General features: G+C 65.3%; 14 protein-coding genes and 2 pseudogenes. 8 read left to right on the top strand and 8 right to left on the bottom strand.

The window, feature by feature from the left end:
• From P0Y43_RS13945 to P0Y43_RS13935, 3 genes are all read right to left on the bottom strand, one after another.
• Positions 1–264 (bottom strand): DUF1652 domain-containing protein, encoded by a 264-nt coding sequence (locus P0Y43_RS13945; protein WP_275637833.1) that lies wholly within the window; start codon positions 262–264, stop codon positions 1–3.
• Positions 265–437: 173 nt separating this feature from the next.
• The gene (locus tag P0Y43_RS13940) at positions 438–1,394 is read right to left on the bottom strand and encodes a DNA-3-methyladenine glycosylase family protein (protein ID WP_275637832.1); all 957 of its coding nucleotides are present in this window, start codon (positions 1,392–1,394) and stop codon (positions 438–440) included.
• A gap of 50 nt (positions 1,395–1,444) precedes the next feature.
• Positions 1,445–2,347: a LysR family transcriptional regulator gene (locus tag P0Y43_RS13935; protein ID WP_275637831.1), complete on the bottom strand. Its 903-nt coding sequence runs from the start codon at positions 2,345–2,347 to the stop codon at positions 1,445–1,447.
• Between the two features lie 128 nt (positions 2,348–2,475).
• On the opposite strand from P0Y43_RS13935, the gene P0Y43_RS13930 reads away from it, so the two are divergent.
• The 3 genes and pseudogenes from P0Y43_RS13930 to P0Y43_RS13920 all read left to right on the top strand — a co-directional run bounded on the left by P0Y43_RS13930 (position 2,476) and on the right by P0Y43_RS13920 (position 4,814).
• Complete coding sequence (locus P0Y43_RS13930) at positions 2,476–3,306, top strand: oxidoreductase (protein ID WP_275637830.1); 831 nt, start codon at positions 2,476–2,478, stop codon at positions 3,304–3,306.
• Positions 3,307–3,400: 94 nt separating this feature from the next.
• Positions 3,401–3,583: pseudogene (locus tag P0Y43_RS13925) on the top strand (helix-turn-helix domain-containing protein); the annotation flags it as partial.
• 106 nt (positions 3,584–3,689) lie between these two features.
• A complete protein-coding gene (locus P0Y43_RS13920) occupies positions 3,690–4,814 on the top strand; it encodes an XdhC family protein (protein ID WP_275637829.1) in 1,125 nt (374 codons plus the stop codon).
• Between the two features lie 3 nt (positions 4,815–4,817).
• On the opposite strand, the gene P0Y43_RS13915 is transcribed toward P0Y43_RS13920, so the two are convergent.
• Both P0Y43_RS13915 and P0Y43_RS13910 read right to left on the bottom strand, forming a co-directional pair.
• Positions 4,818–6,980, bottom strand: coding sequence for a xanthine dehydrogenase family protein molybdopterin-binding subunit (locus P0Y43_RS13915; protein WP_275637828.1), 2,163 nt, complete (start codon positions 6,978–6,980; stop codon positions 4,818–4,820).
• Between the two features lies 1 nt (position 6,981).
• Complete coding sequence (locus P0Y43_RS13910) at positions 6,982–7,446, bottom strand: (2Fe-2S)-binding protein (RefSeq protein ID WP_275637827.1); 465 nt, start codon at positions 7,444–7,446, stop codon at positions 6,982–6,984.
• 193 nt (positions 7,447–7,639) lie between these two features.
• Between P0Y43_RS13910 and P0Y43_RS13905 the strand changes: the two are divergent.
• The 4 genes and pseudogenes from P0Y43_RS13905 (at position 7,640) to P0Y43_RS13890 (ending at position 11,627) form a co-directional block, all read left to right on the top strand.
• Positions 7,640–8,660 (top strand): annotated as a pseudogene (locus tag P0Y43_RS13905) (IS5 family transposase).
• A 111-nt stretch (positions 8,661–8,771) separates the two neighbouring features.
• The gene (locus P0Y43_RS13900; RefSeq protein ID WP_275637826.1) at positions 8,772–9,635 is read left to right on the top strand and encodes a dienelactone hydrolase family protein; all 864 of its coding nucleotides are present in this window, start codon (positions 8,772–8,774) and stop codon (positions 9,633–9,635) included.
• A gap of 431 nt (positions 9,636–10,066) precedes the next feature.
• Positions 10,067–10,657, top strand: coding sequence for a nucleotidyltransferase family protein (locus tag P0Y43_RS13895; protein WP_275637825.1), 591 nt, complete (start codon positions 10,067–10,069; stop codon positions 10,655–10,657).
• Between the two features lie 79 nt (positions 10,658–10,736).
• Positions 10,737–11,627 carry a universal stress protein gene (locus P0Y43_RS13890; RefSeq protein ID WP_275637824.1) on the top strand — a complete coding sequence of 297 codons (891 nt, stop codon included), beginning with the start codon at positions 10,737–10,739 and terminating at the stop codon, positions 11,625–11,627.
• Between the two features lie 106 nt (positions 11,628–11,733).
• Here the strand turns inward: P0Y43_RS13890 and P0Y43_RS13885 are convergent, their stop codons facing one another.
• The 3 genes from P0Y43_RS13885 to ptrR form a co-directional block, all read right to left on the bottom strand.
• Positions 11,734–12,255 carry an acyloxyacyl hydrolase gene (locus P0Y43_RS13885; protein WP_275637823.1) on the bottom strand — a complete coding sequence of 174 codons (522 nt, stop codon included), beginning with the start codon at positions 12,253–12,255 and terminating at the stop codon, positions 11,734–11,736.
• Between the two features lie 358 nt (positions 12,256–12,613).
• On the bottom strand, positions 12,614–13,057 hold the full coding sequence (locus tag P0Y43_RS13880) for a carboxypeptidase regulatory-like domain-containing protein (protein WP_275637822.1): 444 nt from the start codon (positions 13,055–13,057) through the stop codon (positions 12,614–12,616).
• 82 nt (positions 13,058–13,139) lie between these two features.
• Positions 13,140–14,003 carry a putrescine utilization regulator PtrR gene (gene ptrR / locus P0Y43_RS13875; protein WP_275637821.1) on the bottom strand — a complete coding sequence of 288 codons (864 nt, stop codon included), beginning with the start codon at positions 14,001–14,003 and terminating at the stop codon, positions 13,140–13,142.
• 105 nt (positions 14,004–14,108) lie between these two features.
• Between ptrR and P0Y43_RS13870 the strand changes: the two genes are divergently transcribed.
• Positions 14,109–15,494 (top strand): aldehyde dehydrogenase family protein, encoded by a 1,386-nt coding sequence (locus P0Y43_RS13870; RefSeq protein WP_275637820.1) that lies wholly within the window; start codon positions 14,109–14,111, stop codon positions 15,492–15,494.
• The last annotated feature ends 13 nt before the right edge of the window (positions 15,495–15,507 follow it).

Below are 15,507 nucleotides of genomic sequence, written 5' to 3'. Positions count from 1 at the left end.
TCAAGCGCTGGCTTTGAGCACGTGGGGGTGGCCCAGGCGCTGCTCCTTGCGCAGTTGCGCCACCAGGTCGACGACATCGCGGCAGTTGTTGAGGCTGTCCAGGGGCACGCCGGTTCGGGTCAGGCAATCATCCAGGCTCTGGCCCTGGCCGAGGCGAATGGTCAGGCTGGTGCCATCCGGGCAGGACACCTCGCAGCGGTCGGGCAGGCAGGCTTGCTCGATCATCTGCCGCATCTCTAGCATCGAAACGCCTATCAACGACATGGTACGACCTCTCTGTATGGACGGCCTGTTATTGGGTGGTACGCGCTCTGCGGACGAGGTGCCAATTGATAATGCGCATGCCCAAGCGGCAGTCCATTCGCCGGGGCTAATGATCGCGCGCGGGATCCTCTAGCACCTTAGCGGAAGAACCCCATGGCCCCTGCCCCGTTCGATCAGTTGCGGCGTCGGGGCGACGGGCGGTCGGCGCTCGTTGGCTGCACATCGGCCAATGACGCCCACAGGTGCTGCGCGGCATAGGCGCGCCACGGTCGCCAGGCCAGTGCGCGCTCGGCCAGCTGCGCCTCATGCCCCTCCAGCAGGCGCAAGGCCTTGGCCAGCGCAACGTCCCCCAACGGCAAGGCATCGTCGGCGCCGACCTGGCGCAAGGCCAGGTAATGGGCGCTCCACGGGCCGATGCCCTTGAGGCGGCACAAGCCGTCCACGGCTGCGGCCAACGGCTGGCCAGGGCGCAGCAGCCCGGGTTGGTCGATCAGCGCCTGGGCCAGGGTAGCGAGCGTCGCGGCACGTGCGCGCGGCATGCCCAAGCCATCGAGCTGGGCGCTGGCGACCGCTGCAGCGGGCGGAAACACGTGGCTGAGCCCTGGGGCCTGGAGCTGGAAAGGCCGGCCATGGCGTATCACCAGGCGCCCGGCCAAGGTCATGGCGCCTGCCACGCTGACCTGCTGGCCGAGCACGGTGCGCATGGCCTGCTCGAACGGGTCCCAACCGCGCGGCACACGCAGCCCCGGCCGGGCGGCGAGCAGGCGTGCCATCAACGGGTCCTGGCCGAGCGCCTTGGCGATGCGCAGGGGGTCGGCATCCAAGTCGAAGACCCGCCGCAAGCGCGCCACCAGCCCCGGCAGTTGCGCCAAGGGCGTGGGCGTGACGCACACCTGCAGCCAACGGCCGTCGACGGGGCGTGCTTCCAATAGGCCGTGATACCCGGCATGCACGTAGCTGCGCCGGTAGACACCGTTGCTGAAGGTCTCGATGCCGGGGATGCAGCGGGCGGCGAAAAAAGCCAGGGTCGAAGGCCAGTGATAGGGCGCGCGGTAGCGCAGCCACAGGGTCAGGTGCGAGGCTGGGCGCAGGCTGCGGCGAAGGGCGTGCAACGCAGAGATTCGAGGCATGGGCGCATCATGCGCTGTTCTGCCGACGCACGCCAAGGAGGGCGCGATGTTCAGGACGGCACATCCCGATGCCCACGGGCGAACTCGATGAACGCCTTGAGCGCCGCCGGCACCTGGCGACGGCTCGGGTAGTACAGGTGAAACCCCGGATAGTAATACGACCAGTCTCCCAGCACCTGTAGCAACCGCCCGCTGGCCAGGTGCTCACGCACCATGTCTTCGAACACGTAGGCCAGCCCCACGCCATCGAGTGCCGAGCCGATCATCAGTGTCAGGTCTCCCAACACCAACGGCCCCTGCACATCCACTTCCAGACGCATACCACCGCGCTCGAACTCCCAGCGGTACAGCGCGCCACTGGGAAAGCGATGGCCGATGCACGGCAAGCCCCGCAGGTCCTGCGGCTGCATCGGCAGCGGGTGACGCTCGAACAAGGCCGGCGCGCCGACCACCACCGAGCGCAGGTACGGCCCGATCGGCAATGACACCATGTCCGCCTGCAATCGCTCGCCCAAGCGTACCCCGGCATCGAACCCGGCACCGACCATGTCCACCAGCGCATCGTCCGCGACGATCTCCAAACGCACATCCGGGTAGGCGGCGAGGAAACGGTTGGCCAGCGGCAACAACGCCAGCTCCACCGCGGCGCGCCCGGCGGTGATGCGCAGGTTGCCGGAGGGCTTGTCGCGGAAGCTGTTGAGGTCTTCCAGCGCATCGGCGATATCGCGAAACGCTGGCTGTAGCCGCTGGTACAGGCGCTCACCGGCCTCGGTCAGGGCCACGCTGCGGGTGGTGCGGTTGAACAGGCGCACGTTCAGGCGGGTTTCCAGGGCCCTCAAGGCATGGCTCAGGGCCGATGGGGTCAGCCCCAGCTCGACGGCGGCACGGCTGAAATTAAGGTGCCGGGCGATGCACAGGAACAGCGAAAGGTCGGGGGTGCCGGGCGCCTTCATTGATGAAAAACTCTCATAAGACAATGAAAAATTATTGGGATTATCGCAGAAATAGGCACGCCCTACAGTAGCGTCAACTCATCGAGAAGGCCCTGCACGGTGCAGGGTCCGTAACAGGAGGAGTTGACATGCGTACTTGGCTCATCACTGGCGCTTCCCGTGGTTTTGGCACCCTGATCGCACAACAGGCCCTGGCGGCCGGCGACGCGGTCATCGCCACCGCGCGCAAACCTGAAGACATCGTGGCCCGCCTGGGCCAGCACCCCAACCTGCTGGCCGTGCGCCTGGACGTGACCCGCGAGGACGACGCCCATCAAGCCGTCGCCGATGGCATCAAGCGCTTCGGGCGTATCGACATCCTGATCAACAATGCCGGCTACGGCGTGCTGGGCGCGGTCGAGGAAACCAACGCCCACGAAGTCGAAGGCCTGTTCGCCACCAACGTGTTCGGCCTGCTCAACGTGACCCGAGCGGTGCTGCCGCACATGCGCCGCCAGCGCAGCGGCCACGTCATCAACATCTCGTCGCTGGGTGGCTACCAGGGCTATATGGGCTGGGGCGTATACGGCTCGACCAAGTTCGCCGTCGAAGGCATCAGCGAGGCCATGCACCAGGAACTGACGCCGCTGGGCATCAAGGTCACCGTGGTCGAGCCGGGCTTCTTCCGTACCGACTTCCTCGATGAGCAGTCGCTGGTCAAGACCGCCCTGGAACTGCCCGACTACGGCGAGACCGTGGGCCAGATGCGCACCTTCGCGGCCTCCGTCAACCATGCGCAGCCCGGTGACCCGAACCAGTTCGCCAAGGCCATGCTGACCCTGGCCAACGCCGAACAGCCACCGCTGCGCCTGCCGCTGGGTAGTGATGCGGTGGCACGGATCGAGGCCAAGCATGCGTTCGTCGAAGGGGAACTGGCGCAGTGGCGTGAGTTGGCGATGTCGACGGATTTCCCGAAGTAACAGTAACGGCCGAGGCCGGTAAGCCAACGATGGGATATCGGCCCACAGCCGCTCCGGCCCTGGCGCCAGTGCCCGGCCTTCCGTCACTCGCACGCAATACCAGAAGCAGCTGCGCCTGCAGGAGGCGCGGCGCCTGTTGCTGAGCCAACCGTTGGACATCGCCAGCGCCGCCTACCAGGTCGGCTACGAAAGCCCCTCGCAGTTCAGCCGCGAATACAGCCGGCAATTCGGCTGCTCGCCGCTCAACGACCGCGCCCGCCTGCGCGCCCTGGGCTGAGACTGTGAAGCCGCGCTTCAAGCCTCTTGCAGCGCGACCCGGCGGATCCGGGCGCGGTCCTGTTGAATAATCGAGGCTCGACCCACGCGAAGCGGATACCCCGAGCATGAATGAAATCGACAGGCTGCTCGCAGCCCTGGACGCCCTGGCGCGGGACGGCGAACAGGCAGTGATGGCCACGGTGGTCAAGGTAGAAGGCTCGGCCTATCGACGCCCCGGGGCACGCATGCTCATCGCCCGCCATGGCGGCACCGTGGGTACGGTCAGTGGCGGCTGCCTGGAGGGTGAACTGGCCCGCCGCGCCTGGTGGCTGACCGAGGCCGGCGAACCGGTGCTGCGCACCTACCGCACCGGGATCAAGGACGGTGATGCCGACGAGGAGGAGGCGCTGGCCTTCGGCTTGGGCTGCAACGGCACGGTACGCATCCTGCTGGAACGCCTGGACAACGCTTACCTGCCCGCGCGCCTGCTGCGCCAGGTGCGCGACACGCAGCATCCGGCGGTGTTGGCCACGGTCATAGACAGCAACCTCATCGCCCTGCCCCTGGGCCTTCGCGCCTGCCTCGACGCCCAAGGCATCCGGCTGCCCGCAGGGCTACATGGCGTGCTAGCCGAGCGGCTCGCCGACGACCTGCGCCACCTGCTGACCCAGCGACGCAACGCCACCCAGGTCTACACCCAGGCCGGCCGGCAGTGCGAAGTGCTATTCGAATACCTGGCGCCAGCGCCCCGCTTGGTGCTGTTCGGCGCCGGCCACGATGCCCAGCCCCTGGTGCGCATGGCCGCACAGCAAGGCTGGCAGGTCAGCGTGGTGGATGCGCGCAGCCATTTCGCCCGCCGCGAGCGCTTCCCCGAGGCGCGCGAAGTGCTGCATCGCGCCCTGGAAACAGCCGGCGACCTGAGCGATTTGCTGGAAGGCGCCGCCGTGGTGGTGATGAGCCACAGCCTGAGCCAGGACCGCCACTGGCTGGGCCAGGCCCTGGCGCACGGCAGCGCCTACATCGGCCAGCTCGGCCCACGCGAGCGCACCGAGCGGCTGCTCGGCGAACTCGGCGCCCGTGGCGAACGGGTGCACTACCCCATGGGCCTGGACATCGGCGCCGAAGGCCCGGAGGCGGTGGCGCTGTCGGTGCTGGCCGAGATCACCGCCTGCTTCAACCGCCGCGACGGTCGCCCGCTGCGCCAGCGCAGCGCGCCCATCCACGATGCCCTGGGTGCGCTGCGCGATTGAGGCTCAGGCCTTGCGCAGGGCCTGCGGGTCGATCGGCAGGCTGCGCAGGCGCTTGCCGGTGGCGGCGAACAGCGCGTTGACCACCGCCGGGGCGATGGTCACTGTCGACACCTCGCCCAAGCCACCCGGCGATTCGCCACTGTCGATGCGGAAGGTGTCGATGCGTGGTGCCTCGTTCAGGCGCAGCAAGCGGTAGGTGTCGAAGTTGCCCTGTTCCACCCGCCCGTCCTTGAAGGTGATGTTGCCAAACAGCGCGGCGGTCAAGCCGAACAGCGTGCCGCCCTGGATCTGCGCTACCACGCTGTCGGGGTTGATGGCGATGCCGCAATCCACCACCGTGGTCACCCGCTCGACCTTGACGTTGCCGGCGTCGTCCACACTCACCTGCGCCACCTGGGCGGCGTAGGTGCTGAAGCAATAGGTCAGCGCCAGGCCCCGGCCCTGGCCGGGCGGCAGTGGCTGGTCCCAGTCGGCCTTGGCCTTGAGCGTCTCCAGCACCTTCAGCGCCCGTGGGTGGGCCTGCAGCAGAGGCGCGCGAAAAGCGAACGGGTCGCTGCCGGCCAGGTGCGCCAGCTCATCCATCAAGCCCTCGACCATGAAGGCGTTCTGGGTGTGACCGACCCCGCGCCAGAACGCCGGCAGGATGCCGGTGGGCGGCTCGTGGCGCACATAGTGCACCGCCAGGTTGGGGAACGCGTAGGGGCCGCAGGCGTCGCGGATGGCGTCGCGGTCGATGCCGTTGACGAACGCCGGCGGCGCCCAACGCGCAAGGATCGAGGCGCCGGTGACCTTGTGCGTCCAGGCGACCGGCTGGCCCTGCGCGTCGAGCCCAGCGCTCAGGTGGTTGTAGTGGTAGGGGCGCAGGGTGCTGTGGCGGGTGTCTTCCTCGCGCGACCAGATGACCTTGAGCGGGTAGTCGACCTGCCTGGCCAGCTTCACCGCGTCGCTGACGAAATCCACTTCCAGACGCCGGCCGAAGCCGCCGCCGATCAGGTGGTTGTGCACCGTCACCGCCTCCTCCGGCAGGCCGGTCAGCTTCGCCGCCACTGCCTTGGCCCGGGCCGGCACCTGAATGCCCAGCCACAGTTCGCAGGCGTCCTTGCGCACATGCACGGTGCAGTTGACCGGCTCCAGGCAGGCGTGGGCCAGCCATGGCACCTGGTACACCGCGTCGATGCGTTTGGCGGCCTTGGTCAGCGCGGCCTGGGCATCGCCCTGGGTGCGCACCTGCACGCCCGGTTGCTCGGCAGCCTTCTGCATGGCTTCGAGCATCTGCGCGCTGCTCACCTTGGCATTGGCGCCTTCGTTCCAGTGCGGTTGCAGCAGGGCCATGCCCTTGCGTGCCGCGCCCAGGTGGTCGGCGACCACGGCCACGGCGTTGTCGCTCTTGAGCACCGCGCGCACGCCCTTGACCGCCATGGCCGGGGCCGGGTCGACGTCGACCAGGGTGCCGCCGATCACCGGGCACAGCTGGATCGCGGCAACCTTGACACCTTCGGGGTGAACATCGATACCGAACACCGCCTTGCCGTTGACCTTGCCGGGGGCGTCGGTGCGCGGCGCCGGGGTGCCGATGAGCTTGAAGTCCTTCGGGTCCTTGAGCGGGATCAGCTCCGGCAACGGCAGGCCAACGGCGGCGTCCACCAGTTCGCCATAGCCCAGCTGACGACCGCTGGCCGGGTGCAGCACCTTGCCCTGCTCGGCCCTGCAACTGGCCGGCTCGACCTTCCATTGCTTGGCGGCGGCCGCCACCAGCAGGATGCGCGCCGCCGCACCGGCCTCGCGCAGGGGTTTCCAGTTGCCCGGCACCGAGGTCGAGCCGCCGGTGACCTGAAAGCCCAGCATCGGGTTGGCGTAGCGCTTGTCGTCGGCCGGCGCGTGCTCGATGGTGACCTGGTCCAGGCCCACCTCCAGCTCCTCGGCGATCAGCGCGGGCATCGAGGTGTAGGTGCCCTGCCCCATCTCCACCGGCTGGATGGTCAGGAAGATCCGCCCTGCGCGGTCGATGCGCACGTAGGCGTTGGGGTTGAAGGCGGTGGCCGGCGCATCGGCGGCGCGCACGCCGACCGGCAGGGCGAAGCTGATCAGCAGCCCACCACCGACGGCAGCGCTGGCCTTGAGAAAGCCCCGGCGGCTGAGTGGCGACAACGGTTCGTGACGGGTCATGTCACACCTCCACCTGGCCGGAGGCGGTCTTGATCGCCTCGCGGATGCGTACATAGGTGCCACAACGGCAGATGTTGCCGCCCATGGCGCCGTCGATGGCGGCGTCGTCCGGTTTGGGGTTGCTGGCCAGCAAGGCGGTGGCCGACATGATCTGCCCCGATTGGCAGTAGCCGCACTGCACCACCTCGTGCTTGAGCCAGGCGGCCTGCACGCGCTGGCCCAGCTCGCTGTCGCCGACGCCTTCGATGGTGGTGATGCTGGCCCCGGCCAGGGCGCTGACCGGCATCATGCACGAGCGAATCGCGCTGCCATTCATATGCACGGTGCAGGCACCGCACAACGCCATGCCGCAGCCGAACTTGGTACCGGTCATGCCAAGCATGTCACGCAGGACCCAGAGCAGTGGCGTGTCGTCATCGACCTCGACCTGGTGCTCGCGGCCGTTGATCTTCAGGGTGTGGACCATGGATGATCTCCTCAGAGCCCGCATGGGGTTATCGTTCTGGGCAGCCTGGAAAGCGTAGTGACTGGGGCTGCCAGGAAAAACCGAAGATGGCTGCAAGCGCCATGAAGGCAAACTTAATGATTGATTAGGGAAATTCTGAAGAAGACTTCCCAAATCTGATGAGATACGCCGATCCCGTTGCCCGAGTTTCCCGATGAAGCAGATGACCTTCGCCGACGCCGAGTACGCCGGTAAACACAGGCAGACCCGCAAGGAGTTGTTCCTGATCGAGATGGATCAGGTGGTGCCGTGGCAGGGTTTGATCGCCCTGATCGAGCCGCATTATCCGAAGGGCGAAGGCGGTCGTCCGGCCTACCCGCTGATGGCAATGCTGCGCGTGCACCTGATGCAGAACTGGTTCGGCTACAGCGATCCGGCGATGGAGGAAACGCTGTACGAAACCACCATCCTGCGCCCAATTCTCGGGGCTGATCCTGGAGCGCATCCCCGACGAAACCACCATTCTCAATTTCCGTCGCCTGCTGGAAAAGCATGAACTGGCGGCCGGAATTCTGGCGCTGATCAACGGCTACCTGGGAGATCGCGGCCTGTCGCTGCGCCAAGGCACCATTGTCGATGCCACGCTGATCCACGCACCGAGTTCGACCAAAAACAAGGACGGGAAGCGCGACCCGGAAATGCACCAGACCAAGAAGGGCAACCAGTATTACTTTGGCGCGAAAGCCCATATTGGTGCCGACGAAGAGTCGGGCCTGGTACATAGCGTGGTGGTTACGGCGGCAAATGTTGCGGACGTCACTCAGGTCCACCAACTGCTGCACGGCGAGGAAAACGTTGTGTGCGCCGACGCCGGGTATACCGGGGTCGAAAATCGCCCTGAACATGAAGGTTGTGCAGTCATCTGGCAGATTGCGGCTCGGCGGAGCACTTACAAGAAACACGGCAAGCGCAGTGCCTTATACAAAGCGCTACGCAAGATCGAAAAGGCCAAGGCCCAAATCCGTGCCAAGGTCGAACACCCATTCCGCGTGATCAAACGGCAGTTTGGCTACACGAAGGTGCGCTTCCGGGGATTGGCCAAGAATGCTACGCAGAGGGTGACGCTATTTACCCTGTCGAATCTGTGGATGGCCCGCCGACATTTGCAGGCCGACAGTCGAAAAACAGCGGTCTACTTCAGACCATCCTATGATCGTCCGGGATGCGGCAGATAACGCCACTGATCCATGGCTTTTGCGGTATAATGTGCCTTTATTTCAAAAAATCTAATATGTATGAATCCAATAATTCGCCCACTGAGCGTAGTAGGAGCGACCCTGCTTTTGATGGCCTGCCAACAGGGGCCTAAGCTGGAAGCCAAGGCACTCCCCGCACAGACGATGACCTATGCCGACGGAGTGTCAGCCTTGTACTACCAAGCCAATGCCGGGGATGTGCAGCAACGCGACACAGTGTTATTCACATACGGAGCGACAGGCTGCGTCAGCATGAAGCATTACACGCCCGATTACTTTAGAGCCATTCGCTTTAACGGCGTGCTATTTGCCTTGAACAAGCGATATGTGGGCGATTTGGACAATGAGACTACCTGTGGCGAGGATTTCATCAAAGCCAATGTCTCTGAGCAGCGCATGAAGGACTTCTCTGCATTCATCAATAGCAAGCTCAAGCAGCTTGATTTCAGTCCTAGAAATGTTGTCGTGATTGGTGTCTCAGAAGCAGCCGATGCTGCGGTTCACGCAGCATCGCTGAATCCGCACGTCACCCAGTTAGTTGTCATCGGCAGTGGTGGTTACACCATGCGCAAGTCTCTCCAAGTGATGAGGCAGCACGCTGCGCCAGGTCAGGTGCCTGACGTCGATGCCTTTGCACTGGAATATGCAGACAAGCCCATCGACCTCAACGACAACTGGTACGGAAATCCCGTCTACTGGTGGACGGATATTTTGGATTTTGATCCTATGCCGGATTACCTCAAGGTAGACATTCCCATTTTGATCGGCGTGGGGGAACAGGACGATAGTCAACCCTTGGCCTCCGTGCATTATCTGCAGCGCCAATTCTCAATACATGGCAAACAGAACCTGCAGGTCAAAGTATACCCTGGTGTTGGTCACAGTCTCACAGTAGACGCTAAGCGCGACCTGTTTGGCGAACTGAATCTGCGGCTAGCCAATAAGAGCCACTAAGGAAATTCTGAAGAAGACTTCCCAAATCTGATGAAATACGCCGATCCCGTTGCCCGAGTTTCCCGATGAAGCAGATGACCTTCGCCGACGCCGAGTACGCCGGTAAACGCAAGCAGATCCGCAAGGAGTGCTACGGAGATGGTGACGCTATTTACCCTGTCGAATCTGTGGATGGCCCGCCGACATTTGCAGGCCGACACAGGAGAAGTGCGTCTGTAATGCGAGAAATGGCTGCTGCGGGGTGCTCGCGGCGGCAAAAATGGATGGAATAGGCGGAAAACCTGCCCGGATTTTAAACGGCTGCCGTTTTTGAAAGCGTCTATGGCTCGGCAGTCGAAAAACAGCGGTCTACTTCAGACCATCCTTAGGGAGTAGTGGCCTTATCGCGGGACAAGCCCGCGATAGGGCCACCACCGCCCCCGAGAGCCCACATGCCCCACACCTCCTGCGCCCTGATCCTCGCCGCCGGCCACAGCCAACGCTTCGGCAGCGACAAGCGCCAGCACCGCCTGCCCGACGGTCAGACCTTGCTCCAGGCCAGCCTGGCCCTGCCCTGCGCGCACCTGGACGAAATCTGGCTGGCCCTGCGCGCCGACGAGTCCATCCCCGACTGGCTGCCCGCCGACGTGCGGGTGCTGCAATCCCCAGCCAGCCGCCTGGGCCTGAGCCACAGCATCGCCGCCAGCGTGGCGCGTATCGCCCAGGCCTCCAAGGCCGAGACCCTCGCCGTATTTCTCGCCGACATGCCCTTCATCCGGCCCGCCACCCTCCACGCCCTGCTCGCCGCAGCCAGCCCCGAACGCATCTGCCGCCCTGCCTGCCAAGGCCGCCCCGGCCACCCGGTGTTGTTCGGCAGGGCGTTCTGGCCCGCCCTGGCCCAGCTACAGGGCGACAACGGCGCCCGCGCCGTGCTGCAAACGCACCCCGAGGCCGTGCTTACCCTCGAACTGGGCGACCCCGGCGTACTCCAGGACATCGACCGCCCCAGCGACCTGCCGGCCGCTCAGTACGGGCTAGACTGAAGGAGGACTTCCGCGCCACAGGGCCCGGGACGACCATCACCGGCACGCAAGGGGGGCTTGCCACACGTGGAGGTGTGAGATGAGCCAATTCAAGCGATTGTTCGTCATGCTCGGCCCGCAGATGCGCCACACGCCGGCCTTGCAGCGGGCGGCGGCGCTGGCCGAATCCAGTGGCGCGCTGCTGGATGTCAACGTCTTCGTCGACGATGTCGACACCTTTGGCCTGATGGGCGATATGCGCGAACGCGAGCGCCTGCTCAGCGACAACCGCCAGTGGCTGGCCGACGAGGCCGAACAGTTGCGTGACGCCGGCCTGGATGTGTCCACCGACCTGCTGCTGACCCGTGACCCACTGGCCAGCGCCTTGCAACAGGTGGAGCGGCTGGGGTGTGACCTGCTGGTCAAGGACGTGCAGCACGAACCGGTGCTCAAGCGCCTGCTGGTGACGCCGCTGGACTGGCTGTTGCTCAAGGACAGCCCGGTGGCCGTGCACCTGGTCAGCGAGATCCGTCTGCCGCTGCCCCGGCAGATCTCAGCCGCCGTGGACCTCAACAGCCACGGCGCCGGTGAGCACTTGGACGAACAGGTCATCCACAGCGCCCGCGCCCTGGCCCTGCAATGCAACGCCGAGCTGCACCTGGTGCACGTGTGCGACGCCGCGCGCACGCACATCGCCGATTTCGGTGCCGGTACGGTGACCATGCCGGGGTTCGACAGCAGCGTGCGCACCGCTCAGCGCTCGGCGTTCAACCGCTTGGGCGACCATCATGAAATCGCCCTGGAGCGCCGGCATTTCCTGGAGGGGCCAGCCATTCGCGCGATTGCCCAGTTCATCGGGCACAGCCGCGTGGATGTGATCGTCATGGGCAGCCATCGGCACGATGCGATGCAGACCTACCTGGGCGGTACCACGGCCCATGTGCTGGAGCACCCGCTGTGCAATGTGCTGGCGATCAAGGCGGTGAAATAGCGCTGAAAGCATCGCGGGGCAAGCCCGCTCAGACACACCGCCGAAGCTGAAATCGGCGGTGTGCCTGAGCGGGCTTGCCCCGCGATGACGGCGATGCGGTCCCGAATCAGAACCCGGCGCTATAGAACAAGGCGTACGACTCGATCCCGTCGTTAGGCTGCTTCAACCCGGCATTGGAATAGTGGGAGGCACGGATGCCGACCTTCTGCTGCCCCGGCAGCTTCAAGCCGAAGCCGATGCGGTCCTCGAAGTTGACCGCCGAGCCCAGGCGCTGGTCGCCCACGTCGGTCTTGGAGAAGGCCGCCAAGCCGATGCCAGCCTCGATAAAGGGCACATAGCCGCCGCTGCCGAACTCGTAGACGAACACCGGGCTGAACGACAGTGAGTGCGCGCCACTGGCATCGCCACCTTCCCAGTAGGTGTACGCCGCGTCCCAGTAACCGGTCAGGTGGCCGGTGCTGCTTTCCCACCATTTCTTGTCCCAGTCGAAGGACAGGCCGATACGATAGGTCATGTCACCCTGCGAGGTGGCACCCACGGCACCGGAAACCTGCGCGGCCTGGGCCAGGTTAGCCCCGGCGAACGCCAGCACGACGGCGCCCAACGTAGTGGCAAGACGGGTTTTCATCGATGACTTCTCCTGATGGTCTTCACGGGCAGGCCGCCCTTCATGGCCGGGCCTGCGGCAAGCGGGGGCTTTGGCCCCTCGTTATGCGCTCGTGGCCCGGTGCTAGAAACCAAGTCACAAGTGGTAATACTTTCTCGATTATCGTCAGCCTTCTGGAAACTTGAAAGTCATTTGCCACTATCAGATGAGAAAAAAGATAGCTGAGTATCAGAATCACCCGTGGCAGGGTCGGCCCTATCGCGGGCAAGTCGGATCGCCGCACCGCCGCGCCTACAGGTACAGCGCCGCTCTCACCGAACCCGCCGCCCTTGTGAGCGGGCTTGCCCCGCGATAGAGCCCTCGCGCCCCTGCCACGACGCTAACGCCAGTTCAGGTCCACCTTGGCCGGCGCCTTGCCGCCCACCCTCACTTGCTGCTGCACAGTCTGCCCTTCCGCCTGCCCGGTAACCTTGTAGTGCCCCGGCGGCAGCTGCACATAGATCATCGGCCCGACATCCTGCAGGGCCAGCACCGACTCACCCTGCGCCGACTGGATATCGACCGAGGCGCCACTCTGGAACTTGCCTTCGGGGCCAGTGGACAGGGTGATGTGCAGGTCATACCCGGGCGTGCGCCGCAGCGCGTTGGCCTCGTCCTGGCCAATCCCCCCCTGCAGGTAGCGAATACCGTTCTGTTCCTGCGGCTGCAATTGCACCCCTTGCGGGTCGATAGTCGCGCCCGGGTCGGCCGCCGCCGCCAACCCCCAAGGCAAGGCCAGGGCGACGAGCAGCGTCGCGCACAGGCCATAGTGATGATTGCGCATGGTCCTTTCCTCCTGTTGGAGAAGGGTCTACCTCTATTCGAAACCCCACGCGCCGGCACGTTCAGCACAGGGTGACCACCGGTCAGGCGGCGTGCTCCTCCAGCAGGTGGATAAACGTGCTCAGGCTGCGCGACACCGTCCCTCGACGCCACACCAGCCAGGTCTTGAGGTAGCGGAAATCCTCGGACAGCGGCCAGACGCTGACCGTGCTCGCCCCCGGCATGCTGTCGAGCATGCTGCGCGGCATCAACGCCAGGCCGGCGCCGGCGCTCACGCAGGCGAGCATGCCGTGGTACGACTCCATTTCGTGGATCTTGCCCGGTACGGCATCGTCCTCGACGAACCACTTCTCGAAGTGGTGGCGATACGAGCAGTTGGAACGAAAGGCATAGATGCTCTGCCCGTTGACGTCACGGGCGCGGCTGACCGGGGCGTGGTTGAGCGGCGCGATCACCACCATCTCCTCCTCGAACACCGGCATGCCCTCCAGGGTCGGGTGCAGCACCGGGCCGTCAACGAAGGCGGCCACCAGGCGCCCGGACAGCACGCCTTCGAGCATGGTCCCCGACGGGCCGGTGGAGAGGTCCAGGTCGACCTTGGGGTAGCGCTGGTTATAGGCCGCCAGCAGTCCGGGGATACGCACCGCCGCAGTGCTCTCCAGCGAGCCCAAGGCGAAGGTGCCCTGGGGGTCTTCGCCAGCCACGGTCAGGCGCGCCTCGTGCACCAGTTCGAGGATGCGCCGGGTGTATTCGAGGAAGTTCCAGCCCGCCGGGGACAAACGCAGGCGGCTCTTCTCGCGAATGAACAGTGCGACCCCCAGGTCCTCTTCCAGTTGCTTGATGCGGGTGGTCAGGTTCGACGGCACCCGATGGATGTGCTGGGCGGCGGCGCTGATGCTGCCGTGCTCAGCCACGGCTTTGAACATCTCCAGTTGCACCAAGTCCACGGTCTTTCTCCAATCGTGAATGTTTCACTCATTATTATTCAGTTTTCATCAAAGAAGCACGCCACTAGTCTGGGCACCAGCAACGACAACAACGAGGAGCCCGCCATGAGCGAGATCAGCAGCCTGACCCATGCCCTTTCCGTCGACCCGTACACCGGCGAGCGGATCGGCCACTACCCCTACGACACCGACGCCGCACTGGACGCGGCGCTGCAACGCGCCAAGGCCGGCTTCGCCGCCTGGCGTCAGGTGTCTCTGGGTCAGCGCAGTGGGTACCTGCTTGCCCTGGCGGCCGCCTTGCAGGCCAATCACGAAGCCTTCGCGGTGATGATCACCCGCGAGATCGGCAAGCCGATCGCCCAGGCCCGTGGCGAAGTCACCAAGTGCATCGACCTGTGCCAGTGGTACGCCGAGCATGGCCCAGCGATGCTCGCCGCCGAAGCCACGCAGGTCGAGAAGGCACGCATCGAGTACCGCCCGCTGGGCCCGATCCTGGCGGTGATGCCGTGGAACTTCCCGCTCTGGCAAGTGCTGCGGGGCGCCGTGCCGGCCCTGCTGGCAGGCAACACCTACGTGCTCAAGCACGCGCCAAACGTGATGGGCTGCGCCTACCTGCTGGCAGAAGCCTTCAAGCAAGCCGCGCTGCCGCCAGGCGTGTTCGAGGTGGTGAACATCACCCCGGACGGCGTCACCCGCGCCATCAATGACCCGCGCATCGCCGCCGTGACCCTGACCGGCAGCGTGCGCGCCGGCATGGCCATCGGCGCGCAGGCCGGCGCCGCGCTGAAGAAGTGCGTGCTGGAGCTGGGCGGCTGCGACCCGTTCATCGTGCTCGCCGACGCCGACCTGGACGCGGCAGTGAAGGCCGCCGTCATCGGTCGCTACCAGAATACCGGCCAGGTCTGCGCGGCGGCCAAGCGCCTGATCGTCGAGGAAAGCATCGTCGAGGCGTTCACCGCCAAGTTCGTCGAGGCCACCCGCGCACTGAAGGTTGGCAACCCGCTGGAAGACGACACCTACATCGGCCCGATGGCCCGCTACGACCTGCGTGACGAGCTCGACGACCAGGTCCAGGCGACCCTCGCCGAAGGCGCCACCCTGCTGCTGGGTGGGCATAAGGTCAAGGGTGCGGCCAACCTCTATGCACCCACCGTGTTCGCCGACGTCACCCCGCAGATGACCGCGTTCAAGCAGGAGCTGTTCGGGCCGGTGGCGGCGATCATCAGTGCCCGTGATGCCGACCACGCGGTGGAACTGGCCAACGACAGCGAGTTCGGCCTGGCGTCGACCATTTATACCGCCGACCTGGCCCTGGCCGAGCGCATGACCGCGGCGCTGGACACCGGGGGCGTGTTCATCAACGGCTACTGCGCCTCCGACCCCCGCGTGGCGTTCGGCGGCGTGAAGAAGAGCGGGTTCGGCCGCGAGCTGTCGCACTTCGGCGTGCGGGAGTTCTGCAACGTGCAGACCGTGTGGCTGGATCGTAACTGAGGGTGATGCCGTA

The organism is Pseudomonas entomophila, from assembly GCF_029193575.1.
Lineage (GTDB): Bacteria > Pseudomonadota > Gammaproteobacteria > Pseudomonadales > Pseudomonadaceae > Aquipseudomonas > Aquipseudomonas entomophila_G.
The sequence above is the reverse complement of the archived record's forward strand: the minus strand, read 5'-3'. Positions and strand labels throughout refer to the sequence as shown.

What these genes read in the sequence shown, in the direction of transcription:
- P0Y43_RS13945 (WP_275637833.1), bottom strand. Translation starts at nt 264, where the DNA reads ATGTCGTTGATAGGCGTTTCGATGCTAGAGATGCGGCAGATGATCGAG.
- P0Y43_RS13940 (WP_275637832.1), bottom strand. Translation starts at nt 1,394, where the DNA reads ATGCCTCGAATCTCTGCGTTGCACGCCCTTCGCCGCAGCCTGCGCCCA.
- P0Y43_RS13935 (WP_275637831.1), bottom strand. Translation starts at nt 2,347, where the DNA reads ATGAAGGCGCCCGGCACCCCCGACCTTTCGCTGTTCCTGTGCATCGCC.
- P0Y43_RS13930 (WP_275637830.1), top strand. Translation starts at nt 2,476, where the DNA reads ATGCGTACTTGGCTCATCACTGGCGCTTCCCGTGGTTTTGGCACCCTG.
- P0Y43_RS13920 (WP_275637829.1), top strand. Translation starts at nt 3,690, where the DNA reads ATGAATGAAATCGACAGGCTGCTCGCAGCCCTGGACGCCCTGGCGCGG.
- P0Y43_RS13915 (WP_275637828.1), bottom strand. Translation starts at nt 6,980, where the DNA reads ATGACCCGTCACGAACCGTTGTCGCCACTCAGCCGCCGGGGCTTTCTC.
- P0Y43_RS13910 (WP_275637827.1), bottom strand. Translation starts at nt 7,446, where the DNA reads ATGGTCCACACCCTGAAGATCAACGGCCGCGAGCACCAGGTCGAGGTC.
- P0Y43_RS13900 (WP_275637826.1), top strand. Translation starts at nt 8,772, where the DNA reads ATGGCCTGCCAACAGGGGCCTAAGCTGGAAGCCAAGGCACTCCCCGCA.
- P0Y43_RS13895 (WP_275637825.1), top strand. Translation starts at nt 10,067, where the DNA reads ATGCCCCACACCTCCTGCGCCCTGATCCTCGCCGCCGGCCACAGCCAA.
- P0Y43_RS13890 (WP_275637824.1), top strand. Translation starts at nt 10,737, where the DNA reads ATGAGCCAATTCAAGCGATTGTTCGTCATGCTCGGCCCGCAGATGCGC.
- P0Y43_RS13885 (WP_275637823.1), bottom strand. Translation starts at nt 12,255, where the DNA reads ATGAAAACCCGTCTTGCCACTACGTTGGGCGCCGTCGTGCTGGCGTTC.
- P0Y43_RS13880 (WP_275637822.1), bottom strand. Translation starts at nt 13,057, where the DNA reads ATGCGCAATCATCACTATGGCCTGTGCGCGACGCTGCTCGTCGCCCTG.
- P0Y43_RS13870 (WP_275637820.1), top strand. Translation starts at nt 14,109, where the DNA reads ATGAGCGAGATCAGCAGCCTGACCCATGCCCTTTCCGTCGACCCGTAC.